Here is a 26,080-nt window from a genome sequence, read left to right as displayed (position 1 = left end):
TTATTTTACGATGGTACCTGATTTAATATTTTTAGCTGTCTCCACAACATCGAGTTTTCCCTCCTCATTTTCAACAGCAAGAATCATCCCCCGTGATTCAAGTCCCATCAGTTTGGCCGGCTTCAGATTAGCAACAATCACCACGCTTTTACCAATGAGTTCTTCCGGTTTGTAATATTTTGCAATCCCGGAAACAATCTGTCGTTTAACTCCCCCCACCTCTACCTGCAGTTTAAGAAGTTTTTCACTCTTGGGCACATTTTCCGCCTCAAGCACTTTTGCGGTTCTCAGTTTAACCTTGCTGAAATCATCAATGGTGATTTCAGGATCTTCCGGCAGTGCCGGTGTTTCATCTTTTGGAGTTAGCTGGCTGAGATATTTATCCAACTGGGAGTCCTCAATCTTCTTAAATAAAATTTCCGGGGTTTTCAGTTCAAGACCTGGCTCAAGGGGGAAATCTCCGCAGGCAGACCAGACGACCGGTTTTGCGCTATAGAATTCAAAAATCCGTTTGGCAATTTCCGGTATAACAGGACTGAAAATCTCGGCTATGGTGAGAATAAGTTTTGAACTGACAAAGAGCGTTGTACCGCAGGCGGTTCTATCAGACTTTACCGTTTTCCAGGGTTCCGAATCATTGAAATATTTATTCGTAATCCGGGCCAGATTCATCATCTCAAGCGCTGCATCTTTTAGCCGGTAACGCTCTATAAGGTCAGAAATCTTCTGAGGGTAACCGGCGGCAACGGCAAGGATTTCCCTGTCACGATCATTCAGTTCACCCGGCGCGGGAAGTTTACCTTCAAAGTTTTTATGAATGAAGGTGAGGGTTCTGTTAACCAGATTCCCGAGTATATCAGAAAGTTCGTTATTATGCCGTGCCTGGAAATCCTTCCAGAGGAAATCAGTATCACGTGCTTCAGGCAGCGAAAGGGCAAGCGCATAGCGAAGTGAGTCGGCGCTGAAATCAGCGAGGAATTCTTCAAGTTCAACTCCCCATCCGCGGCTCTTTGAAAACTTTTTTGATTCGTAATTCAAGAACTCGTTCGCTGGAACGTTCGCCGGCAGTATATATTTATCCGAGTGGACATCATTCCATGCCATCAGCATCGCGGGGAAGATGATGGTGTGAAAGACTACATTATCCTTTCCTATAAAGGCAGTGTATTTGGTGTCCGGATTCTGCCAGTATTCTTTCCAGAGATCAGGAGTGCCTCGGTCTTCTGATAGCTGCATGGTGGCAGAGATATAACCCAGCACGGCTTCAAACCAAACGTAAAGCACTTTGCCCTGGGAGTTTTCAAGGGGAACTGCCACACCCCAGTCCAGATCGCGTGTATATGCTCTTTCCCTCAGTCCGCCTTTGAGCCATCCCCGGCAATATTGGAGAACATTTTCTTTCCAGCCGTATTTTTCGTCTGATTCTTTTATATATGACTCCAGCCGCTCCTGAAACTTTTCCAGAGGGAAATACCAGTGAGATGTTTCCTTCAGCACCGGACGTTCACCGGTTATCTTTGAAACAGGATTAATCAGAGTATTGGGGTCATACAAAGCGCCGCAATTTTCACATTCATCGCTTCTGGCACTTTCGTAGCCGCAGTTGGGGCAGACTCCTTCAACATAGCGGTCAGGAAGGAACATCCCGGCTTTTTCATCATAGAACTGCTGGGTTTTGCGTTCACTCAGAAGTCCGTTTTTATGATACTCCAGAAAAAACTCTTTTGCGACCTGATGATGTTTTTCGATGCTGGTGCGGGAGTAGATATCAAAATCCATCCCGAATTTTTCAAATGCTTCTTTGTTGGCGTAATGAAAACGGTCAATAATAACTTTCGGCTTAACGCCTTCTTTATCGGCTGTAATAGTGATGGGCACGCCATGTTCATCAGAGCCGCAGATAAAAAGGACATCTGCCCCTGTAAGGCGTTTGTAGCGTACAAATATATCAGCAGGAAGGTATGCCCCCCCCAGATGCCCAAGGTGTATTTTTCCGTTGGCATAAGGAAGAGCGGCAGTTACCAGTATTTTTTCACCGTTCAAGCGTAATTCCGTAATTTTCGAATTCCAAATTTTAAATATAACCAGAAATCAGGACAGGATTTTCCGCCGCTATATGACATTACTCCCCCCGGTTCCGTTAAAAAGTGTACTACTATTACTCCTGGCTCTCTCATTCTTCCGGACAGAGGCCCAGACTCCTGAAAAAGGCTGGGTGCTGCTCCCCGAAGGACTGAATTTTCTTCCGCTCAGAGGAAACGCTCAGGAAGCAAAGATGGGGGTGCTTTATTACTTTGCCACCTCTAATCTCAAAGTGGATATGGGAAACTCGATTGACATTCTGGGTTATCACAAGCCTTTTGGAGGAGAGGGCTTTATTTCAGCCGGGGCGGAATTCATGGCTTATGCCTACTCAACCAGCTATAAGGGATACAGGCTTCAGATTGATGCAATTGACGGCTTTTTCGGAGGAAATGTGACTTACCGGATACCTCGCGGCAAAAACACCGACTACTGGCGCTTCCGGTACATTCATAACAGCGCGCACCTTGTGGATGGCGCTTTTGATATGAGCACGCTCTGGTGGAAGGAAAACCGGCTCCCGATTCCCTACACCCGCGATTTTGCAGAAGTTATTTATGCCCCTGTTATAGATTATTCCCCGGCTCAGGTGCGCTATTACGGCGGCGGAAGCTATTCTGTGCTCAGGAGACCTGATGAACTGAAAAGAGCTTCATTTATCGCAGGAGCCGAATATCATCATCCGGAACTGTTTGGCACATTCATGAACCAGCCGGTTAATTTTTTTCTGATTTTGAATACCAATATTACCGGATTGCCAAAATACACTCTTTCAACCCAGGCGCAGGCGGGGGTTAAGTTTGGCAGATGGAGCGAAAAAGGAGTCCTCTTTTACCTCTCCTATTTTACCGGAAACGATGTTTTTAGTGAATATTATGCTCAGCGGGTCAGCCGGTTAGGCATTGGATTCACGGTAGATTTCCCCGGATAAAACTGAACTAATCAGTTATCCGGAAGGTTTAGATAAGCAGTAAAGGCAAAATCAGAACTTGGATAACGAAAAAATAATTGAAGTAAGCGGGCTCAGCAAAGAATTTAAAGAGCTGACCGCGGTGAATAACCTCACCTTAAATGTATATAAGGGGGATGTATTCGGATTCCTCGGCCCTAACGGAGCCGGTAAAAGCACAACAATCCGGATGCTTCTTTCCCTCATCAGACCAACCCGCGGAACAATAAAGCTGTTTGGTCTTCCGCTCGAAACACACCGGAACGAGATTCTCAGAAGAATCGGAGCCATTGTTGAGAAGCCGGATTTTTACGGCTATCTCTCAGCTTACCGTAACCTTGAAATACTCGGCAGTATATCCGGCTGTGATACATCTAAAAAGAGAATCATGGAAATCCTGGAACTGGTCGGGCTGGAAAAAAGATACAAAAGCAAAGTAAAAACCTATTCACACGGAATGAAGCAGAGGCTCGGCATCGCTCAGGCACTCCTGCATGATCCTGACCTGATTATCCTTGATGAACCCACTACAGGGCTTGACCCTCAGGGGATGAAAGAAATCCGTGATTTAATCATCCACCTCAGCCGTGATAAAAAGAAAACCATTTTCCTTTCATCGCATATTCTTTATGAAGTGGAATTAGTTGCCAACCGTATGGTTATCCTGAATAAAGGGACTACCGTGATTGAAGGAGCGGTTCAGGATCTTCTTGACGCCACTCATCTTAATGTTGTTTTTGAAGTGGATGATGTAGTGAAAGCAGAAAATATTTTACGGGATAAGTTTCCCTCAGTACCGATTGATTCGATAACAATCGATAAAATCCTGCTCAGAAGCAGCAAGGAGGATATAGCCCCGATTAACAAAGCATTTATTGAAAACGGTCTGGCGGTTTCTGAAATCAGTCCGAGGAAATCCCTTGAGGAGTATTTCTTAAAACTTACGGAGGTATCAGCAAAATGATGACACTGCTCCGTATCGAACTATTTAAAATTTTCAGCAAGTGGCGCTCATATATAGGGTTCATTGCCATAGGTGTGCTGGTGCCTGTTATTCAGATAGATCTGATGCTTCGCGGGCAGCAGTATCTGGATTTCCTGACACAGAACCTTCAGCAGAATTTCGTGTTCGTGGGGAATTTCCTTAACGGATATCTCATCGGAAATCTTGTCCTGAATGCACTCCTGTTACAGATTCCGTTTCTTATTACTCTGGTTGCCGGTGATTTGCTCGCGGGTGAGGCCACAGCAGGTACTTACAGAATGCTGCTCACAAGACCTGTCTCACGTACTAAAGTAATTGTATCTAAATTTCTGGCAGGAATCATTTACACAAATATCATTCTCTTGTGGCTTGCGCTTATAAGTCTCGGCCTGAGCATCATTATCTTCGGAACGGGAGAACTGATTGTGATAAGTGAAACCATAACCATTTTTGCAAAGGATGATATTGTCTGGCGCTTTATGCTTGCCTATGGTTATGCCGCCCTGAGTATGAGTGTGGTGACCGCACTCGGCTTCATGTTCTCTTCGCTGGTTGAGAATGCAATCGGGCCGATTGTAGCTACACTTGCGATCATTATTGTGTTTCTCATTTTACAGAGCATTAATCTTGAGTTCTTTGCTTTCATCCGGCCTTATCTGTTTACGGCATATCTGCACAAATGGCGGATATTCTTCACCGAGCCGGTTGACTATTCGGAACTTGGCACAGCAATTTCAGTAATGCTCGGGCATATTGCCGCATTTTTCCTTATCACCCTTTATATCTTCAAAAAGAAGGATATACAAAGCTGATGCGTACTTTTAAAACAACCCTGTTACTTTTTGTTTTACTCTTTTCAATTCTCCCGCTTCAATCACAGGATGCACAAAAGATTCTGGAAAAAGTAAAGGACCGATATAACACTGTCAAGGATTATTCCGCTGACATTACGGTTGATATTGATATTGAGTTTCTTAAAACCCCTAAAGTGACCGGAAAACTTTATTTCAAACAGCCTAACAAGATGAAGATTAAGTCAGACGGCTTTGCCCTCCTCCCGAGAGAAGGGTTTAACATATCCCCGGCATCCCTTCTGAAGGATAATTACACATCCATATATGAAAAGGAAGAAACTGTTGACGGCATTAAACTTGCCCGGCTGAAGGTTATTCCCCTTGGAGATTCTTCAAACGTGATTCTCTCCACGGTATGGGTTGATACCGAGCAGTCAATCATCAGAAAGATTGAATCAACGACCAAGAATTCCGGAACATTTGCGATCAGGTTCACCTATGATGAAGCATTTCTTAAGAAATTTCCTCTTCCCTCTTCCATGGAGTTTAATTTTGACGTATCAAGTCTGAACATTCCGCGCGGATTTACCGGTGATGCTCCGAAAGACGGGGAGAAGAAAAAAGATAAGAAGAACAAACTGACCAAAGGAAGTGTAAAAGTGACCTATAAAGATTATAAGGTTAACAGCGATCTGAGTGATTCAGTATTTAAGGAAGAAGAAAAAAAGCAGAAATAAACTGCTTATCTCTCACCCGTTAAGGGTTATATAATTCTTAATCTTCTGCTTGACGTAGATATATTCATCAGCAAGTTTGTTAAACAGCGCGCGGATCTCGGATCTTGATGATTTATCACTTTCCTGCTCAAGTTTATCAACCAGTTTCCGCAGCTTTTCAGCGCCGATGTTTGCGCAGCCGGATTTAATGGTGTGGGATTCGGCTGAAAGTCCGTTAAAGTTTCCTGCTTCTATCCGTACCGAAAGTGAACCGAGGTAGTTCTGGAAATCATTCAGGAAAAGTTCCAGGAGTTCATCAACCGTTTCATTATCAAGAGACTCTCTGAGAGAAGTAATCTGTGGATTATTAATTTCGAAGCCGCTGTCACTGTATTCCTCAACCTGGCTTTGAACGGTATTCAGTTCAACAGTTCTCCGCAGGTCGGAAATTTCAAAGGGTTTTACTAAAAAGTCATCCATTCCGGCAGCAAGACACCGTTCTTTTTCATCATGCCCGCTGTTTGCGGTAACACCAATAACCGGAATCCGTTTTCCGCTCTCACCCTCTGACTCCCTTATTCTTCTGCTGACCTGATAGCCGTCCAGAACCGGCATCTGGCAGTCAAGCATAATCATATCAAAAGTATCGCTCATATATGCTGAAAGAGCCTCCTGCCCGTCCGAAGTTTCGGTTACATCGTGGCCGAGTTTTTGCAGGAATCCTGTAAGCACAGTTCTGTTAATCCGGTTATCATCAGCAATAAGGATCTTCAGCCGGCGTATATTCTCCGCTACTGTTCTGACCTGCTGTTTCCTTTCGGCAGGATGAAGTACCTCAAGCATCTGCATAAGAGAACGCATACAGAAGGGTTTGGCAAGGGGCATAATCCCTGCGGCGGTTATTTTTGATTTCAGCGGCGCTAATTTTTTTCTGCCGATGAGGATAAAGAGAGCCGGATGCCTGGGGTAATTTTCTTTAATCTGCTTTAGAAGAGAGAATCCATCATAACCCGGCAGCGTATAGTTACAGAGAATAAATTCAAAATCAGAACCATCCTGTGCAGCCCGCGTTAACCTCACTAAGGCGTTGGCGGCATTAAAAACCACGACGGGTGTATATCCGATGGCAGAAAGAAGACCTGCGATAATATCTCCGCCTTTATTCTCATTGGTAACCACCAGCACCCGCCCGTTCTGCTGCGGAAGTGAAGGCGGTATATATTTCTGGCTGAGCGTAAACGGCAGTGAAATCATGAAACTGCTTCCCCTGCCCGGTTCTGAGACAACTGTAATCGTTCCCCCCATTAATTCAGCAAGTTTCTTTGATATACTTAGTCCAAGTCCCGTACCTCCGAACTTACGGACCACGGCAGCATTTGCCTGTGCATACTCAGTGAATATTGAAGCGAGAGTATCATCATTCATACCCGGTCCCGTATCTTCAACGGTAAAATGCATGATTCCGGAAAGTTCATCCGTGATTTCTGCTCTCACGGCTAGATTAACATATCCTGTTTCGGTAAACTTAAACGCGTTGTTAAGGATATTGGAAAGAATCTGGTTCAGCCGGAGCCGGTCACAGCGGATTCTCTGAGGGACGGAAAGAGAGGATTCTATATAAAATGAGATGTTCTTGCTTTCTGCCTGAACTGAATAAATCTCCGCCAGCGCTTCCACCAGATTAGGCAGGTCAAACTCTTCTGTAAAGATTTCAATTTTGCCCGCTTCAACTTTCGATATATCAAGGATATCATTAAGAATACCCAGCAGAGAGCTCCCTGACTCCTTTATGGAATTGGCATACAGACGCTGATATTCATTAAGCTCGGTATCAATCAGCAAATTTGCCATTCCCAGAATTCCGTTAAGAGGGGTTCTTATTTCATGGCTCATATTGGCAAGGAACTCGGTTTTTAACCGGGTTGCCTCCTCAGCGGTAATCATTGCAGCACGGAGTTCCTCTTCATTTTTTACGCGTGAGGTAATATCACTCATAAAACATGCTATTCCTGAAATCATCCCCTCCTGATCCTTAAGAGGATTAAGCGCAACGGAATAAACTCTTTGTTCGCCGTCTATTTCATACTTCTGATCAAACCGCACTCTCTCTCCTTTAAGTGCCTTTCTGCAGATCCTCTGCCAGGCCCGCTTTTGCACCTCACCGACATAATCAAGAATCTGCATGCCGGTCTCTGTCTCGGCATGAAACAGATTTTTAAATTCCCTCTTAAACGCGGAATTATAGACGGTAAGTCTGAGCTCCTGATCAAACGCCCAGATAAAATCTGTGCTGTTTTCAATAACTCCGATAAGGTTTTCCCTGTGTATGGTTGCCTCGCGTTCCATTCGGAGCTGATCACTCAGATCGGATATGACGCCTATTGAACCGATTACCACTCCGTTATGATCTCTGAAAGGAGAGCCTTTAATATAAACGCGGAGAGGAGTTCCGTCTTTTCGGATAATCCTGCTGAAAAACTCTTCACTCCGCCCTGCAAGTCTGTCGTTCAGCCGGGATTCAGATGATGACCAGGTTACTGAGTCAGTCAGGGTTTTATAGGAGACTCTTCCCGTCAGTTCAGCCGGCGTATATCCTGTCACCTTCTCTACGGCACTGTTTGCAAATACAACAATTCCCTCTTTGTCGGTAATAAGCACAGCATCATCCATGCTCTCGGCAAGATTGCGGTACTTATTCTTTTCAGCATTCAGCTCTTCCTGCATACGTAGGCGTTCTGCCAGATTCCGGCGCACGCGGGTATATAAGAATATCAGAATCACCGCAAGCAGACATGCCGAGGATGAAACTGCCAGCAGCTGCAAATAGTAATAATTCAGCCTGGCAGCTTTTTCCCGCTGTGTGCTCCGTATGGTCCGGTCTAAATCGTGAAAGGCGTCAAGAATCCTGTGATCAAAATACCGCAGGTAATATAATAACGACTGTGCATTTTCTGATGATGAGAAATCAGACAGTGCCAGCGCATACCGTTTCATTGAATCAATATCAGGGGTAATACGGCCCGTATCAAAGCCAAATCTTTCATAGGCATTCATGTTGCTGATCAGGTCAGCTGCATATTCATACTGCTTTGCAAGTGCAAGGAAGTGCTCCCCCTGCTCGGCAAGGGTAAGCGAATCGTGCCGTGTATAAACTTCTCGATGATTAAAATTTATTGAAGAATCAAGATCGCGTACCACTTTAACAATTGCTGAGTTTTCCCTGAAATCGTAAAAATCCTGATTAGCATCAAATACAATAACGACATTTACGATAATAAAAATAAGGACGAGTGAAACGATCAGAATCAGCCCCCGGTTACCGCTAACTGCAGTATATTTTTTCAAATGATCAGATTCACTTCCAGTGGTTTTCATGATTTCAGAGAGCAACTCCGGTTAGTCTGGCTATAACGGCAGTCTGTGAGATTTGCACATCGCCATAAGCAAGGATGGTATTTTTTCCCCTGCCGAGCTGTTCGCTCAGGAAAGGGTTCCCGAAAAAGATATATATGCAGTCCGGAAAGCGCTGTTCAACAAGCCCGAAGAAACGGAGCAGGTGGGGAGGCAGTTCCAGCCTTCCCTGATACGATCTTGCCCGGTAAAAAACCGGCAGCACGGGCTGTATATCAGGCGAAAGTGATCCTGCAATTCTTGTCAGCATCTCTTCATTCACAAACGGTGTGATAAAAATGTTCTCCGTGCCCGGCATAATTTTTTTTAGCGTGGAGGAAAAAAACATTTCCGTCTCTGAAGGGCTCTTGTCTGACACGGTAATGCAGAAGAGAGGCCTTTTCCGCTTAGCGGGGAGATATTTCATCGCTCCTTTTGAGAGCGTTACAGACTTATCGGCAATCTCTCTTGCAAGCCGGGCTGATTTTCCGGAAGAAACAATCTTTTTTACCTGATGAATGGAGCTTTTCTGCCGGCTGAATAAACCGGACCACATTTTTGCATAGAGTATTCTGCTTACACTCCGGTCAATCTGTTCTGAGGGAATAACCTTATCGGTAACTGCCTGCAAAACTGCATCAAAAGCAATTTCTTCATCCGGAGGCAGAAGAATCATATCGTTGCCGGCTTTAACGGCCAGTACTGCTGCCTCACGGGCAGAAAAATAATTGGTTACACCGTTCATGTTCATCGCGTCAGAAACAATCAGCCCGTCAAAACCAAGCTGATCTCTGAGCAGTCCTGTTACGATGGAGCGGGACAAGGTAGCCGGCAATCCTTCACGTGATTCAAAAGCAGGAACTTCAAGATGCCCCATCATAATACTCTGCACGCCGGCATTAATGCATCTCTGAAAAGGATATATATCATCCGAGAGCAGTTTCTTTTTTGTCCGGTTAATCAGCGGAAGTTCGCGGTGGCTGTCCATGGTGGTATATCCGTGCCCGGGAAAGTGTTTTGCCGAGTTGAGAATATGCTCCGAAGAAGCTCCTTTGATAAATGCTTCGGCAAACGCAGCTACAATTTCCTTGTCCGGGCCGTAAGCCCGTGTATTAATAACCGGATTCTTTTTTTCTCCCGCAAGATCCACAACCGGAGCAAAATTCATTGATATGCCAAGCACCCTGCACTCCTGAGCAATAGCTTTGCCCATACGCTCTGCAAGTGAGGGATCACCGGTTTTAGCAATTGCCATATTCAGGGGGAATGAAAGGGTATTGGTAATCCGCATGGCCAGCCCCCGTTCAAAATCCGCGGAAAAAAGAATGGGAATCCTGCTTATGCTTTGCAGCTCTTCTATCAGTTCGTAATAGGCATATATATCACCCCTGAAGAGCACAATACCCCCGATACCCAAGTTCTTTATCAGATAAGTGATTTTTCTGTATGCGGCACTTTCAGAAGACTGAAAAACTCCGACTGAACCAGGACAGATCATCTGACCAATCTTCTGGTGCAGAGTCATTTTTGCCATCAGACTTTCAACAGCCGTTCTCTGCCCGGCCTTCAGGGGAAAAATCTTTTTATATGATACCATGTCAGTACCCCAGTGCCCTCATGATTTCATCATGAAACTCAGGCCGGAAGCGCATCAGTTTTGAATTTACCCTTGTAGGGTGCACACGGTTGGTTAGCAGTATTACAATAACATTCTTTTCCGGGTCGGTCCAGACAGATGTACCAGTATATCCGGTATGTCCGTAGGAGGATTTTGAAAAGAACTTACCTGCAGAGGGGTACTTTTCATCCGGTGTATCCCATCCCAGGGCCCGCGTACTCTGATCTGACTGCCTTTTAATAAAGAGGGCAACGGTTTCATTTTTGATATATCTTCTGCCGTCATACTCTCCTCCCTGCTGTAGCATCTGCAGAAAAACCGCGAGATCACCAGCAGTTGAAAAAAGACCGGCATGACCTGCAATTCCGCCAAGCATGGACGCCGCTTCATCATGAACCTCCCCAATGAGCAGCCGGTTCCGCCAGTAATTATCAAGTTCTGTGGGAACCATCCGGTGTTTCAGTGAAGCCGGGGGTGCATACATGGTGCTCTTCATCCCCAGTTTGCTGAAAACTTCTGCATGAAGAAATTTATCGAGCCGCTTTCCGGTGACCTTTTCAATGATCTTCTGCATGGTGATCATACCAAGATCGGAATAGACCATTTTTTCGCCGGTCTTATATATCAGCTCAGAATTATAAATATCCTTGAGCAGTTCATTGCCGTTCTTCACGAGTTGATAATATTTTTTAAACGCCGGAAGTCCGCTGTTATGTACCAGGAGATTACGGATAGTGATATTCTTTTTCCCTTTTGCTCCGAACTGCGGAAGATATTTAACCACCTTGTCATCAAGGGAAAAAAGTTTTCTGTCAACACAAATCATGACTGCCGTGGTTGTACCGATGACCTTTGAAACAGAGGCCAGATCATAGATACTGCTGTCAGTAACCGGCGTTGAGGAAGGATCATACGTGAATGTGCCGGCGGTTCTTTTATAGACGATATCTCCGTCTTTAATCACCAGGGCGGTCATACCGGGAGCAACGGAATCCTGTATTCCCTGCTGAATGAGCCTGTCTGCTCCGTTAAACATCGTATCTTCGGAAGCGATATATTCAATGCGAACGGATTTCCTGGTTAGCCCGTCCCCTTTTCTGAGTTTTGCAGAAGGGATAGTAACCGGAAGTTTTCCGGTTATCTGATTTTCTCCGGCCAGCGCTTTGAAGAGGGCTAATTCCGATACAGCGGAACTTCCATAGTTGAGCATATACGTGCCGGCTGAAGGGAAAAGATCCGTGATATACGGATCAGCATGCGACAGAAGTATCTTATTTTTATTAAGAGCATTAATCTTCCGCGACATCTTTTCAATGCGGGGATCAAATGACCGTGTACCCTTGAAAGATGAAATACTGTTATAAACGGAAATGATTATCGTTTTATGCTTCTTCAGCTCCGCGATCATTTTTTTCAGTTCGCGGTTTGTTGTACGTTTGTTAAGTCTGACCGTCTCCGTACCGGGATATGCTGAGACAAGAAGACTGTCAAAATATGCACCGTTATCACCAGGATTTTCGGTAACGATCAGATGAATATATTCCTTCTTTTTGGCTGTTTTAAGAGGGATGTTATTCTTTTTGTCTCTTGCAAGCGTAATGGATTTTTTTGCTATCTGAAATGCAATTTTCTCAGCGTAACCGCTTTTAACCGAATGAAGGATATCCTCATCATCAATGAGCCGGTTCTCAGAAAGCCCTGCCCATTCTTTTATGGTGAGCAGTTTTCTTACCGAGGCATCAATGCGCTCCTCGGAGATAAGTCCTGCCCGCACACTATTAGCAATTGCAGTAATTACTGATTCAGGATTAGCAGGAAAAAGAATTAAATCATTCCCTGCGTTTATAGCCATAAGTGAGGAGAGACTATCAGGGTAAACCTTGCTGATGGCATGCATATTCATTGCATCTGTTACCACGAGCCCCTTAAAATGCAAATCTTTCTTCAGAAGGTCAGTGGTGATTTCAGGCGAGAGCGTTGCAGGAAGACCAGATGCATAAACTTCAGGAATCCGTATATGCCCAACCATTACGGAAAGCGCTCCGTCATCAATCAGCCGGCGAAAAGGATACAGTTCAGTAGAATTAAATTCCGACTTGGAGGAGGAAATAATCGCGGTTTCGTTATGTGAATCCTGCGAAGTGTTTCCATGACCGGGGAAATGTTTAATAGTGGCAACCAGCTTTGCATCCTGCATCCCCTTCATCAGAGCAGCGGCAATCCGGGAGACCATCACAGGGTCTTCTCCGGGTGAACGGGTGTTTATAATAGGATTATCAGGATTATTATTAACATCAACAACGGGAGCATAATTCTGATGGATGCCTATCCGTCTTGACTCCCTGCCGATAATGGCACCCATCTCATAGGCAAGCAGGCTGTCATCAGCGGCACCAAGCGCCATCAGACTGGGAAAGTCCGTGCCTTCGGCTATCCTCATTCCCACTCCGTGTTCGAAATCAGCAGCCATCAGAAGCGGGAGTTTGGAAAGTCTCTGAAGTTTATTTACCAGCAGGGTTTTTTCCGGAAGTTTACTTCTGAAAAAAACAAAACCGCCTACTTTATACTCCTCAACCAGACGTTTCAGGCGTATATATGACGCTGATGTGTCGGAAGCATCCAATCCGTTTGCGTTGGGGAAGACCAGTTGTCCGGCTTTCTCTTCCAGAGTCATTGAAGCAAGTGTTTCATTTACCCACTTGCTTGCCGGCTGTGAAAAGAGATAATTCCCCGGATTTATAAACGTAGTGTCGCGTATAAACGCTGCATCTCCCTTTGGATCATGCCGGTTATACGAAACCGAAGCAGTCAGAAGAAATGAGACAATTACCGCCAGAAATAAAAATAACATTATGCGTTTCATCGGACCGGGTGCTACTCTTTCTTCATGCCAAATGTCGGACTAACAGGAAGATATTTTGCAATAATGAAGCCTGGAATGGTTGCAATCATCACCCACACAAAGAAATTCTGATAGCCGATAAGTTCCTGAAGCCATCCGCTGAACATACCGGGAATCATCATGCCCAGAGCCATAAACCCTGTGCCGATGGCATAATGTGCCGTTTTATGTTCTCCCTCACTTACATATATCAGGAAGAGCATATACGCGGTAAAGCCGAAACCATAGCCAAACTGCTCAATGGCCACACAGATATTAATTATCAGAAAATTTTCCGGCTGTGCATAAGCCATATATACATATAGAAGGTCCGGTACATTAATCGAAACGACCATAATCATCAGCCAGTATTTCAGTCCTTTTTTGGAAGCCGCGATACCGCCAAGAATTCCGCCGAGAGTCAGAAAAAGAATACCCACAGTACCATAAACAAATCCCACTTCAGCAGTGGTCAGGCCAAGCCCGCCGACTTCCTTTGTGTCCAGCAGAAAAGGAGAAGCAAGTTTAACAAGCTGGGCTTCAGCAAAACGGAATAAGAGGAGGAAGCCAAGTATCAGTCCAATCTTTTCCTTCTTAAAGAAGAGAGCAAACGTTCTGAAAAACTCTTTGAAAATATTCCCGCCGCTCACCGCTGCTTTATCGGTCACCGGATAAGGAAGAATAAATTTATGCCAGATAAAAAAGAGGAGGAACAGTCCGGCAATGATATAAAAAGTAATGCTCCAGGCCAGAGGAATATTGCCTGATACTGCCTGAAATGTTGCCGCTGATTCAAAATTGAGCTTCGGATCGGTCTGTACTGCGACAGCGGCAGGAATATTCCAGTTGCTGTCGGTGAATACAATGCGCGCCCCTTCAAGCATCGTGAAGTTATTATCTCCGCCGCTTTTTGAGATATTGACCACCGTCTCACGACCGGGGGCTTCACTCAGCCGGATATATACAATTCCCACGTTGCCGGCTTTCAGCACACGCGCAGTCTGTTTAGCTTCATCACCAAAATTGGTGCGGAGGAAATCCTCAAGCGGAGTGACGATATACTCACTGTACGGTTTGCTGATATACGTCTGATACCAGCCTTCCTCTTCTTCAGCAGCAGCAGCAGGCGCGGGTACGGCCTGTGTGCCATAAAAACCGTTGGAAAGATTATATTCCTTAACCGCACCGATGAGGCTGTCTGTTGTTTCTTTTGGGGTCTGAACCAGAGATATAGAAGTTTTTGCATCAGAGACAAGAATCTGCAGATCACCGGCAGCAACACTTCTGAACTGCACGGAATCATCCAGGAAGCGGACATTTGCCTGATCCCCTTTAACGGCCCTAAATGAGAACTCAGCCGGAGGAAGCCCGGTTGAACTTTCAAGAGTACCGGCAAGAATAACCAGCAGTCCCTGGCCCGTAATGCTTGCAACACGGTAAAAAGTGCTTCTGATGCCCACATATAGCGCCTGTTCATGTTCAGGAAGAGCAATCATATAAAATCCGTCCGCGGCAATATCATGCGTGGCGGAACTGAACGCAAGCAGCCAGAAGAATGCCATGGTGTAGCGTATATAATCATCAGCCGGAATGGTAAGCGCAATGCCCGCAAGACCTGCTCCGATAAACAGCTGCATGATAACAGTCCAGAAACGTTTGGTACGTGTAAGATCAACCAGAGGACTCCACAGCGGTTTAATCACCCAGGGCAGATACAGCCAGCTTGTATATAAGGCAATCTCAGTGTTGGAGACACCGAGCCGCTTATACATAATTACCGAAAGAGTCATAACCACGATATAGGGAATTCCTTCAGCGAAGTAGAGAGAGGGTACCCAAGCCCAGGGATTACGTTTTGTTGCCTTTTCAGAAGCCATAGAGTTTTCTTTTACAATTTTATGATGGTTAATTGCCTGAAAGTTTTTTTGCAGCCATTAATACTGCGCCATAAGCAGGGCTGTTCTCAGCATCAATCACTCTCACATCAGCCATGGTCTTGGTAATTTTCTCCCTGAAGGTACGGGAGTAAAACGTATCATTTGCTATAAGTCCCCCGATGAAAGAAACATGCAAAGTAGCGACAATAATCTTTTTTCTTATAGCTTTAATATGCAGGATAAGTTCATCAATCTCTTCTTCAACAATCTTCAGCGCCTGATGATCCCCCTGTTCCGCGGCTTTAATCACCAGCGGAGCAAACGAAGCGATGTCAAAGTTCTCGCGGTATATCCTTGTAATCAGGTCCTCCGGGGAGGATATTTTGAATTCCTGTGAAAGAAGATTCAGCAGCAGCGTATCAGGCCCTCTGCCGTCAAAGTTTTTAGCCGCGGCCATCAGCCCCCGTTTACCAAGCATATATCCGCTGCCTTCATCGCCGATAAATCTTCCGAAACCGCCGACTCTGTATATACGGTCTTTGTTGTCCTTTCCGAAGAGGATTGAGCCGGTACCTGCTATAAGGATACAACCCTCACGCCCGGAAAATGCTCCCTCAAGGGCAATGCGCGCATCGCTTTCAACGGAAAAGTTTCGTATCCGGATATTCTTCTGCTGAATGAATGAGAGAAAATCCCGTTCAAGTGTTTCAGCATCTGATCTTCTCCCCGCGCCGGTTGCTCCAAGCAGCACGGCATCAATCTGATGAAACCCGATTTTCTGAGCATCAAGGCACTGCTGCACAAGCTCAAGCAGGGTTGCAGAGACTGTTTCCGTTCCGAGCATAAGGAAGTTAGCCGGTCCCCCGTAACATTCAAAAACGGGTGATTTATCTCTTGCGGCAAGAACACAATGGGTTTTTGTGCCCCCGCCGTCTATCCCGATGATATAATTCATAGAGTATTATTGAATAATTTTATGTGTGTTGCAGAATAAATAATTACCCAGCAATGTTGCTCCCAAAAAAATGAAGAAAAGCACAAAAAAGAGTACGGTCTTTTTTCTCAGGGCTGCCTTCTCCCTCTCTGCTATAGAGGTGTTGGTATTTCCTGTGCTTCTCTTGTAATCGCCCTTACCCGGGTTCCAATCAGAATTCATCTTCATTATTCCATCAATGCAAATTTTTGCTGAACAAAGGGATTTTATAATTCCTTAAAAATACGAAATATCCCTAATAATCCGCCGTTTCTCCTTTAAAATAGCGTAAAAAGCTCCGGATTAAAGTTTGGCACTACTTTTGTGAAGTATTGGTAAAATTCCTGATGATCGTTTAAGGATTGCAATTTTGCTCGTTTTTTCAACAGTTAGAGCGGAAATTGTTCAAAGATTCATCATTTATAGAAAAATATTCCCGATTTTGGTAATACAATGACCTTGAACTCAAAAAAATACTCTGGAACTTCATATTTGAACTTCTGCCGGATTAGCCTCTTTATTGCTGTTTTGTTTAGTCTGATGTCCGTCCAATCCTTAGCCCAGACTAAAGAAGACTGCCTGACCTGCCACTCTGACGACACCATGACCATGGAGAAAAAAGGAAAGGAAATTTCCCTTTTTGCCGATGAGAAAAAAATTAACTCATCAGTGCACGGCAAACTGGAATGCGTGGCCTGCCATACCGGTTTTGACCCGGACGAAGTTCCGCATAAAGAAAACATCCAGCCGGTTAACTGCATCTCCTGCCATAAAAATGCTCCCGTAAAGCACCTGTTCCACCCCTTTATGGTTAAATCCGGAGGCAAAGGCACCGGAAAAGCATACGACTGTAAAGGATGCCACGGTACTCATGAAGTGCAGAGAGTTAAAAAGGCAGGTGCTTCAGGCGATCTGAGCTGCGTAAAATGCCATGCTGAGCAGGATGCAGAATTCAAACACTCAGCCCATTACCGCTCCATTGAAAAAGGTGTGAAAGCATTTAACGACTGCCAGTCCTGCCATGCAACTCCGATTACCCTGAGCTCAATGAACGGTGATACTCTTGCCACAAAACGCGCTGAAGAAAAACTCTGCCTGAGCTGTCACCTTGATGCCCCTGAGGTAAGAAGCCAGTTCAGCACCAGCCAGGCATTCATTAAAGCATATGATAACAGTGTTCACGGAAAAGCCCTCATGAAAGGGAATGCCAAGGCAGCAGGATGCGTGGACTGCCATGGCGCGCATGATATTAACAAGGGTACAGACCCAACTTCTCCGGTTGCAAAGAAAAACATTCCGGAAACCTGCGGAAAATGTCATGAAGATATTCTTAAAGAGTTTAATGAAAGTTCTCACGGTCTTGCAGTTGCAAAGGGAAATGTGGATGCACCAGTCTGCACCGATTGTCACGGCGAACATAATATATTAGATACCAAAGACCCCAAGGCGCCGGTTGCGTTTCAGAATGTTTCTGCCCAGGTTTGCGCTCCATGCCATAACTCGGTTAAGCTTTCTGATAAATATGGCATATCAGCCAACCGGTTTGCAACCTTTCAGGATACATATCACGGACTGGCTCTTGAAGGCGGTTCGGCATCTGTTGCCAACTGCGCATCATGCCATGGCGTGCACAATATTAAATCATCATCCGACCCGACTTCAACAATTCACAAATCGAATCTGGTTGCCACCTGCGGATCATGCCATCCGGGCGCTAACGAGAATTTCACCGTTGGAAAAATTCACGTTACTCTGGAAAAGGAAGAAGAACCGATTCTCTATTACATCGCGTTCGGATATATCCTGATGATCGTCGGCACCATTGGCGGCATGTTCTTCCATAATATTATTGACTTTATTAAGAAGTCCAAGATTAAAAAGATGAAGCAGCGCGGGCTTATTCCTCATGAAAAGCACAGCCACGCACTGTATCTCAGAATGTCAAAGAATGAACGGATACAGCATATAACGCTTGCCGTGAGCTTCATTCTGCTGGTTATCACAGGATTTATGCTCCGCTTCCCGAATGCTTGGTGGGTTGTTTCCATCCGGAATATCAGTGAAAACGCATTTGAACTGCGCAGTCTGATTCACCGTATTGCAGCAGTGGTGATGACTCTGGTCTCACTCTACCATATATATTACATCCTGTTTGTGCCCCGGGGCAAGCAGCTTATCCGCGATCTTCTCCCCCGTCTTCAGGATGCAAAAGATGCTATCGGCGTCTTTAAGTATAACCTGGGCCTGCAGAAGGATAAACCGCTTCTTGACCGGTTCAGCTATGTTGAAAAAGCTGAATACTGGGCACTGATCTGGGGTACCATCGTCATGACGGTTACCGGTGTAATTATGTGGTTCGACAATACCTTTATGAATCTCTTTACCAAACTCGGATGGGATATCGCACGCACCATACACTATTATGAGGCCTGGCTTGCGTTCCTGGCAATTGTGGTATGGCATTTCTACTTTGTGATGTTCAATCCTGATGTGTATCCGATGAGTCTTGCATGGTGGAAGGGTACCATCACCGAAGAAGAGATGGCTGAAGAGCATCCGCTTGAACTGCAGAGAATTAAGGATAAACTTAAAGAAAAAGAATTCGGCGAAGATGATATCATTGACCCGGAAGAAAACAACGAAGAAAACAAACAGTAAGGAGTATCGGTCATGAAAGGTAAATTACCGCAGGCGTTTTATTCGCCGCTGGCTCTTCTGGGGTTCGCTGTTGCAGGGATATCCTTCGGGCTTATCCTCTTCCTCATGACGCTTGAGTTTTTTGCTCATGAGACAAAACCCTATATGGGCATAATCGCCTTCATCATCCTTCCGGCTATTATGATATGCGGACTGCTGCTGGTAGCTGTTGCACTTTGGCGCGAACACTCGCTTAAAAAGCGGGGTCTTGCCAAGGAAAGAAGAATGCCGGTAGTTGATCTGAATGATCCCAAACACCGTACCGCGGTTTCCATGATTACCGTTGTTACGGTTCTTTTGCTTGTTTTTTCAGCATTCGGCAGCTTTAAGGCATACGAATACACCGACTCAGATGAGTTTTGCGGAACCATGTGCCATGAAGTGATGCATCCTGAATATACAGCGTATCTTAACTCTGCACACAGCCGTGTCGGGTGCGCTAAGTGTCACATCGGCCCTGGAGCTGACTGGTTTGTACAGTCAAAGATTTCCGGTGCCTATCAGCTCTATTCAGTTGCTTTCAATAAATACTCGCGTCCGATTGAAACACCTATCAAGAATCTGCGCCCTGCTCAGCATACCTGCGAGCAGTGCCACTGGCCGGCTCATTTCTTCAGTGAGAAGAAAGTATCCGGCAATTACTATCTGACCGATGAAGCAAACACTCTGCACTCCCTCACCATGCTTATGAAAGTCGGGGGCGGAACTGCAACCTCAGGCACTTCAAACGGCATTCATTATCACATGAACATCGCAAACGACATCTTTTACTACACCGATGATGAAAGCCGCCAATCCATTCCCTGGATTAAGGTAATAGACAAGGAAGGCAAAGAAGTGGTATATACAACGAAGGAAAAAGCCGGATTCACTCCCCCGGATAAAGAGCTCCGCCGCTTTGACTGCATTGACTGCCACAACCGCCCTGCTCATATATATAATCAGCCTGATAAAATGCTTAACCGCTATATGTCCTCCGGACGGATTGATCCAACCCTCCCCTACATAAAGAGTATTGCAATGGATGTGCTCGAAAAAGACTATTACACAACCGAAGAAGCAGTAAAGAAAATCGACCTGTATATCAGCAATTTCTACAGCGCCTCTTATCCGGATGTGATGAAAACCCGCCAGGCCGATCTTGCTAAATCCATTAAGGCAATTCAGGAAATTTATTCCAACAACTACTTCCCGACCATGAAGGTCAGCTGGAAAAAATATCCCAATAATCTCGGGCATATGTATTATGAAGGATGCTTCCGCTGCCATGATGATAAACATACCTCCGCGGACGGCAGAAAAATTTCTTCTGACTGCAATGTCTGCCATACCATCATAGGACAGAAAATTGCCAATGAAAAGGAAATGGTTTCGCTCGACGGCATGGATTTCATCCATCCCTCAAATCTGAATCAGGGAATTGAATACAACCAGTGCCCTGACTGCCACGGAGTGTATCAGAAAAATTAAGAATATGCTTCTGATCAAAAGGCCTCCCTCGCTGGAGGCCTTTTTTTATTTTTGCCCCCTGCCTCAAATCTGTTTTTCAGATTCACTCCCCTTTGCTAACTTCGCTTAATTAAATACGGATTACTTGATGACTGATCTTCAGCAGCATTTTTCAAAATTCAGAAAAAATATTATCGGTATAGATAATAGTTTTCAGTCTCCCTATGGAGAAAAGAAAATACTTTACGCGGACTGGATAGCCAGCGGCCGGCTTTATGCTCCGATCGAAGAAAAAATGATCCGCGATTTTGGCCCCTGGGTTGCGAATACCCATTCTGAATCGAGCGTGACCGGCACCTTTATGACAAAATCCTACGCTGAAGCAAAAAGGATTATCAAAAAGCATGTGAATGCCGGCGAAGGAGATGTACTTATCTGTAACGGATCTGGCATGACCGGCCCGGTTAATAAGTTTATCCGGATTCTCGGACTGCGCCTGCCCGAGCAGTTTTATGATAACATTTTGCTTGATGAAACGATGCGGCCGGTGGTATTTGTAACCCACATGGAGCATCATTCAAACCAGACATCCTGGCATGAGACTATTGCCGATGTGGTGGTGATTCCCCCTGATGAAGATGGCGGCATTAATCCCGATAATCTTGAAATTGAACTGCAGAAGTATAAAAACAGACGGCTGAAGATTGGCTCGTTCACGGCAGCATCAAACGTTACGGGGATACAAACCCCGTATCATCAGCTATCTAAAATAATGCATCAGAACGGCGGCTATTGCTTTGTGGATTTTGCCTGTTCAGCACCTTATGTTGATATTAATATGCACCCCAAAGATCCCGATGAACGGCTTGATGCTATATTCTTTTCACCGCATAAATTCCTCGGGGGACCGGGTACTCCCGGCGTTCTGATTTTCACCTCCCACCTGTATCACAACCGGATACCGGATAACCCCGGCGGCGGGACGGTTGACTGGACCAACCCCTGGGGTGAACACAAATTTGTGAATGATATAGAAGCCCGTGAAGATGGCGGCACTCCCCCTTTTCTGCAGACTATTAAGGCAGCGCTCGCCATTAAACTAAAAGAGGAGATGCAAAGCAAATATATGCTGCAGCGTGAAGAGGAACTGGTAGATATCATTGTGAGGGAATTTGACAACATTCCAAAACTGCATTTGCTTGCGGATAATTACCGCCACCGGCTTGGCGCACTTTCGTTTTATATAGAAGACATGCATTATAATCTTGCGGTAAAATTGCTGAATGACCGGTTTGGGATACAGTCCCGCGGCGGCTGTTCCTGTGCAGGAACCTACGGACATTATCTGCTGCACGTTGACCCGAGCCGATCAAAGCGGATTACGGATAAAATTGACCAGGGCGATCTCTCCGAAAAACCGGGATGGGTCCGTATTTCTCTCCACCCCACCATGACCGATGATGAGGTCTATTACATTGCCGATGCGCTCCGCGATATTATTGACCACGCGGATGAATATTCAGCAGATTATATATACAAAAAAGAATGCAACGAATTTTTCCACAAAGATTTTAAGGGGCATGAGTTCGCGGCGATAACCACGATGTTCGAAATATAATTGAGCATTAAAAGGGGGAGTTGAAAATTTAATGGGCCGCATTCGGAGATATTTGTGCAGATAGGATGCAAATGCTAACCAGATGTTTTGTTTACGTTGATCCCCTGCATTTGCGGCGTCTCAGGGGCGAATATGTGACGGGTTTTGGGTTATACGATCTTCGCGGTTTGCCTTTGACGGGTCTGAGATGATGTAATCTTCGTGGTTTGCATTTGACGGGTTTGAGACGCTGCAATCGCCGTGCAAATTCCGCGACCGATATATATTCACGGCGGCGATTGCAACGTCTCTACAAAAAATCGGACGTGTCCTTTGTAAAGACGTCGCAAATGCTAACCGGATGTTTTTGTGTGACGGGATTATTGCATTTGCGGCATCTCAGGGAAGAACGAGAATTATTTTCTTCACGAAATGCTAAGTATTCATCAATTGACATCTTAGAGAAAATGAATATTGGTAATGAATGACTTATGTCAGATAAATTTTTAAATCTTTACCGGATCACCTCCGCCAGAGCCAATTGGTGGAATTATGGTAATGGCATTTACTTCATAACAACAAACACCTATAACCGGGAAAGGTTCTTTTCCGAAATTATAAACGGAGAGGTTAAATTACTCGCCTGCGGTGAAGTTTTGAAAGAGACCTGGGAGAGGTTGCCGGGCTTTTTTTCCTATATCTCAATTGATGATTTTGTAATAATGCCGGATCATTTTCATGGTATAATCATGATTAATCAAACACCCGGCGAGGAAGTCATCATAGACAATCAGGTTTTTGAACCCAATCCCGGATATTCCTCAGAAAAAATGTCAGAAATAGCATTGAAGGCAGGTCCTCTGGCAAGGGTTGTAGGCACATTTAAATCCATGGTCACCCGTAAGGCAAGAAAAATCAACAAACAATTCAAGTGGCAGGAACGCTTTTATGACAGAATAATTCGTGATGAAAACGGATTGTTCGCGGCAAGAGAATACATCAGGATGAATCCGTTGAAATGGGAAATCGATTCCCCTCGGTAACGAATTTTTTGTAGAGACGTCGCAAATGCTAACCGAATGTTTTATTCACCATGATCTCCTGCATTTGCGGTGTCTCAGGGAAGAACATGTGGCGGTAATTGGGTCATACGATTTTCGCGGTTTCCCTTTGACGGGTCTGAGATGATGCAACATCGCGGTTTGCCTTTGACGGGTCTGAGACGTCGCAAATGCTAACCGGATGTTTTATTTATGTAGATGTTTTGCATTTGCGGCGTCTCAGGGGCGAATATGAGATGGGTTTTGGGTTATACGATTTTCGCGGTTTGCCTTTGACGGGTTTGAGATGATGTAATCTTCGTGGTTTGCATTTGACGGGTCTGAGATGATGTAATCTTCAAGGTTTGCCTTTGACGGGTCTGAGATGCTGCAATCGCCGTACAAATTCCGCGACCGATATATATTCACGGCGGCGATTGCAACGTCTCTACGAAAAACCGGATGTGTCCTTTGTAAAGACGTCGCAAATGCTAACCGGATGTTTTATTTACATGGATGTTTTGCATTTGCGGCGTCTCAGGGGCAAATATGTGACGGGTTTTGGTGATACGATTTTCGCGGTTTCCTTTTGACGGGTCTGAGACGCTGCAACATCGCGGTTTGCCTTTGACGGGTCTGAGACGCTGCAATCTTCACGATTTTCCTTTGACGGGTCTGAGATGCTGCAACATCGCGGTTTGCCTTTGACGGGTCTGAGACGCTGCAATCGCCGTGAAAATTCGGAGGCCTGTATATATCCGTGGCGGCGATTGCAACGTCTCTACAAAAAATCGGACGTGTCCTTTGTAAAGACGTCGCAAATGCTAACCGGATGTTTTATTTACATGGATGTTTTGCATTTGCGGCGTCTCAGGGCAAAACATGTGGCGGGTTTTGTGTGATGTAATCTTCGCGGTTTTCCTTTGACGGGTCTGAGACGCTGGAACATCGCGGTTTGCCTTTGACGGGTCTGAGACGCTGCAATCGCCGTGAGAATTCCGCAACCGATATATATTCACGGCGGCGATTGCAACGTCTCTACGAAAAACCGGATGTGTCCTTTGTAAAGACGTCGCAAATGCTAACCGGATGTTTTATTTTCATGGATGTTTTGCATTTGCGGCGTCTCATGGGCGAATATGTGGGACGATTTGTGAACCCGCACGAAGGTTTGCCTTTGACGGGTCTGAGATATTGTAATCTTCACGGTTTGCCTTTGATGGGTCTGAGACGCTGCAATCGCCGTTAAAATTTTGCAACCGATATATGTTCACGGCGGCGATTGCAACGTCTCTACAAAAAATTTTCATACTCCCCCTTTATGTCTTGGCCTCTTTGCACGGGTGTTCTGTCCCCGGAAATCTTGCTAAACCTTAAACCCCTTGATGATCTTCTGAATTTCTTCTTCTGAGATTCCTTCTCCGTATGCTTTGTTTGCCGCGGGTTTGGTTTCCTTTTTCTCCGGAATGCTGTAATCCTGTTGCACAGGTTTGTTGCCGGCACGGGCCCTCAGTCGGTCTTCTATTTCATCAATAAAACTCTTTGGTACTGACGATGATACCGCACTGCTGCTTCCAATTGATGTAAGCGTCTGCCCAGGATTTACAGGATTCACCTCAAATGCCAGATGTTTGTAATTCAGCAGATGTTTTGCGGTAACATTTTCTGATATGATTGAACCTCCCCAGGTTCCGGGACCGAGCGTCATTGAGGGCATCAGTGCAGTTGTATATCCGACTGCCCCTACAGAGGAAACGGTATTAACCAGAATCCTGAATGCAGGTTTCTCAAGAGCAAATTTCATGATGATATCCGAATCATTGGAATGGATTACCATCGTGTGTCCAATACCGCCGAATTGCAGCAAATCAATGCACTTGTGGCATCCTTCAAGCCAGCCGTCAACGGTATAAAAGGCAAGTATGGGTGAAAGTTTTTCCACGGAAAGTGGTTCGTGCTTACCCACTTCACTGCACTCCGCGATAAGGACCCGGGTATTTTCGGGGACGTTAAATCCTGCGTGCTGCGCAATCCATGGTGCGGGCTTTCCAACAATATCTGCGTTGAGCCCTTTATCCTTCAGTATATAACCCGAAAGCTTTTTTTTCTCTTCAGCATTAACAAAATATCCCCCCTGCTCTTTACATTCTTTAATTACCTGTTCGCGGATGGTTCTGTCACATACGATTGCCTGTTCAGATGAACAGAGCGTGCCATTATCAAAAGTTGTACCGTATAGAATATCCGCAACCGCCTTTTTGTAATTGGCAGATTTTTCAATAAATGCAGGCACGTTTCCGGCCCCTACTCCGTAAGCAGGCTTTCCTGAACTGTATGCTGCTCTGACCATCGGGTTGCTTCCGGTGGCAAGAATTACGGCGATATTTTTGTTCTTCATTAATTCACTGGTTCCCTCCAGGGTCGGATTCTTCATACATTGAATCAATCCTCTGGGGGCCCCGGCTTTTTCGGCAGCGTCACAAAGAACCATAGCGGCATCAAAAGTGCACTTTGCCGTCTTGGGATGAGGAGAGATAACTACGGAATTGCGGGCCTTCAGGGATATAAGGATCTTAAACATTGCCGTGGAGGTCGGGTTGGTCGAAGGTACCAGTGCCGCAACAACCCCCATTGGCTCTGCTATTTTAAGCAGCTTACCGCCATGCAGTGATTCGATCACACCGACTGTTTTCAGGTCTTTAATTGACTCATACACATTCCGGGTGCCGAACTGATTCTTGATGACCTTATCCTGCCATTTTCCGAATCCGCTCTCCTCAGCAGCCAGTTTTGCGAGCCGCTCCGCCTGTGCGTATCCCGCATCCGCCATGGCTTTAACGATGCGGTCAACCTGCTCCTGTGTGAAGTGTTTATACTCTTTTTGAGCCTCTTTTGCCGCGAGGGCTAAGTTCCGGGCTTCCTGAACGGAAAGGAGATCATTATCCTGAAGTGTCATGGTCGTCTGCGCGAGTTAATAATGTTATTCAATGTTTCAAATATATTCCGAATTACGGCAAAATTCAAGAAATCCC

At 45.3% G+C, this 26,080-nt stretch carries 15 protein-coding genes; 8 read left to right on the top strand and 7 right to left on the bottom strand.

The genetic code is table 11. The features are described 5' to 3' along the window. On the bottom strand, positions 1-2,043 hold the full coding sequence (gene metG, locus HRU80_07180) for a methionine--tRNA ligase (protein QOJ28671.1): 2,043 nt from the start codon (positions 2,041-2,043) through the stop codon (positions 1-3). Positions 2,044-2,116: 73 nt separating this feature from the next. Between metG and HRU80_07175 the strand changes: the two genes are divergently transcribed. The 4 genes from HRU80_07175 to HRU80_07160 are packed head-to-tail and all read left to right on the top strand — an operon-like array spanning position 2,117 to position 5,547. After that, entirely contained in the window at positions 2,117-3,013 is an 897-nt protein-coding gene (locus tag HRU80_07175) for a DUF1207 domain-containing protein (protein ID QOJ28670.1), read from the top strand. A 58-nt stretch (positions 3,014-3,071) separates the two neighbouring features. Further along, positions 3,072-3,995, top strand: coding sequence for an ABC transporter ATP-binding protein (locus HRU80_07170; GenBank protein QOJ28669.1), 924 nt, complete (start codon positions 3,072-3,074; stop codon positions 3,993-3,995). Continuing rightward, on the top strand, positions 3,992-4,828 hold the full coding sequence (locus HRU80_07165; GenBank protein ID QOJ28668.1) for an ABC transporter permease subunit: 837 nt from the start codon (positions 3,992-3,994) through the stop codon (positions 4,826-4,828). The genes HRU80_07170 and HRU80_07165 overlap by 4 nt, the downstream gene beginning before the upstream one ends. Further along, a complete protein-coding gene (locus HRU80_07160; protein QOJ28667.1) occupies positions 4,828-5,547 on the top strand; it encodes a hypothetical protein in 720 nt (239 codons plus the stop codon). The genes HRU80_07165 and HRU80_07160 overlap by 1 nt, the downstream gene beginning before the upstream one ends. Positions 5,548-5,559: 12 nt before the next feature. Here the strand turns inward: HRU80_07160 and HRU80_07155 are convergent, their stop codons facing one another. From HRU80_07155 to HRU80_07135, 5 genes are read right to left on the bottom strand one after another with little or no spacing between them, the layout of a single operon-like run. Next, the gene (locus HRU80_07155; GenBank protein ID QOJ28666.1) at positions 5,560-8,901 is read right to left on the bottom strand and encodes a response regulator; all 3,342 of its coding nucleotides are present in this window, start codon (positions 8,899-8,901) and stop codon (positions 5,560-5,562) included. 4 nt (positions 8,902-8,905) lie between these two features. Then, positions 8,906-10,513 carry a hypothetical protein gene (locus HRU80_07150; GenBank protein ID QOJ28665.1) on the bottom strand — a complete coding sequence of 536 codons (1,608 nt, stop codon included), beginning with the start codon at positions 10,511-10,513 and terminating at the stop codon, positions 8,906-8,908. Between the two features lies 1 nt (position 10,514). Then, positions 10,515-13,385, bottom strand: a complete 2,871-nt coding sequence (locus HRU80_07145; protein ID QOJ28664.1) for a serine hydrolase — start codon at positions 13,383-13,385, stop codon at positions 10,515-10,517. Between the two features lie 23 nt (positions 13,386-13,408). Further along, positions 13,409-15,292 carry an MFS transporter gene (locus HRU80_07140; GenBank protein QOJ28663.1) on the bottom strand — a complete coding sequence of 628 codons (1,884 nt, stop codon included), beginning with the start codon at positions 15,290-15,292 and terminating at the stop codon, positions 13,409-13,411. 28 nt (positions 15,293-15,320) lie between these two features. After that, entirely contained in the window at positions 15,321-16,247 is a 927-nt protein-coding gene (locus HRU80_07135) for a hypothetical protein (protein ID QOJ28662.1), read from the bottom strand. 471 nt (positions 16,248-16,718) lie between these two features. Here HRU80_07135 and HRU80_07130 point away from each other — a divergent pair, with 471 nt between their 5' ends. From HRU80_07130 to HRU80_07115, 4 genes are all read left to right on the top strand, one after another. Continuing rightward, on the top strand, positions 16,719-18,923 hold the full coding sequence (locus HRU80_07130; protein ID QOJ28661.1) for a cytochrome b/b6 domain-containing protein: 2,205 nt from the start codon (positions 16,719-16,721) through the stop codon (positions 18,921-18,923). Positions 18,924-18,935: 12 nt separating this feature from the next. Further along, on the top strand, positions 18,936-20,432 hold the full coding sequence (locus tag HRU80_07125; GenBank protein ID QOJ28660.1) for a NapC/NirT family cytochrome c: 1,497 nt from the start codon (positions 18,936-18,938) through the stop codon (positions 20,430-20,432). A 127-nt stretch (positions 20,433-20,559) separates the two neighbouring features. After that, complete coding sequence (locus tag HRU80_07120; GenBank protein ID QOJ28659.1) at positions 20,560-22,029, top strand: aminotransferase class V-fold PLP-dependent enzyme; 1,470 nt, start codon at positions 20,560-20,562, stop codon at positions 22,027-22,029. Positions 22,030-22,499: 470 nt separating this feature from the next. Continuing rightward, entirely contained in the window at positions 22,500-23,051 is a 552-nt protein-coding gene (locus tag HRU80_07115) for a transposase (protein ID QOJ28658.1), read from the top strand. Between the two features lie 1,363 nt (positions 23,052-24,414). Here the strand turns inward: HRU80_07115 and HRU80_07110 are convergent. Next, a complete protein-coding gene (locus HRU80_07110) occupies positions 24,415-26,004 on the bottom strand; it encodes an acetaldehyde dehydrogenase (acetylating) (protein QOJ28657.1) in 1,590 nt (529 codons plus the stop codon). Between the last annotated feature and the right edge of the window lie 76 nt (positions 26,005-26,080).

The organism is Ignavibacteriales bacterium, from assembly GCA_015709675.1.
Lineage (GTDB): Bacteria > Bacteroidota > Ignavibacteria > Ignavibacteriales > Ignavibacteriaceae > H2-BAC3.
This window is presented reverse-complemented; position numbering and strand designations above follow the sequence as displayed.

Coding starts and splice junctions, on each gene's coding strand:
- HRU80_07175 (QOJ28670.1), top strand. CDS start 2,117: ATGACATTACTCCCCCCGGTTCCGTTAAAAAGTGTACTACTATTACTC.
- HRU80_07165 (QOJ28668.1), top strand. CDS start 3,992: ATGATGACACTGCTCCGTATCGAACTATTTAAAATTTTCAGCAAGTGG.
- HRU80_07160 (QOJ28667.1), top strand. CDS start 4,828: ATGCGTACTTTTAAAACAACCCTGTTACTTTTTGTTTTACTCTTTTCA.
- HRU80_07155 (QOJ28666.1), bottom strand. CDS start 8,901: ATGAAAACCACTGGAAGTGAATCTGATCATTTGAAAAAATATACTGCA.
- HRU80_07150 (QOJ28665.1), bottom strand. CDS start 10,513: ATGGTATCATATAAAAAGATTTTTCCCCTGAAGGCCGGGCAGAGAACG.
- HRU80_07145 (QOJ28664.1), bottom strand. CDS start 13,385: ATGTTATTTTTATTTCTGGCGGTAATTGTCTCATTTCTTCTGACTGCT.
- HRU80_07140 (QOJ28663.1), bottom strand. CDS start 15,292: ATGGCTTCTGAAAAGGCAACAAAACGTAATCCCTGGGCTTGGGTACCC.
- HRU80_07135 (QOJ28662.1), bottom strand. CDS start 16,247: ATGAATTATATCATCGGGATAGACGGCGGGGGCACAAAAACCCATTGT.
- HRU80_07130 (QOJ28661.1), top strand. CDS start 16,719: ATGACCTTGAACTCAAAAAAATACTCTGGAACTTCATATTTGAACTTC.
- HRU80_07125 (QOJ28660.1), top strand. CDS start 18,936: ATGAAAGGTAAATTACCGCAGGCGTTTTATTCGCCGCTGGCTCTTCTG.
- HRU80_07120 (QOJ28659.1), top strand. CDS start 20,560: ATGACTGATCTTCAGCAGCATTTTTCAAAATTCAGAAAAAATATTATC.
- HRU80_07115 (QOJ28658.1), top strand. CDS start 22,500: ATGTCAGATAAATTTTTAAATCTTTACCGGATCACCTCCGCCAGAGCC.
- HRU80_07110 (QOJ28657.1), bottom strand. CDS start 26,004: ATGACACTTCAGGATAATGATCTCCTTTCCGTTCAGGAAGCCCGGAAC.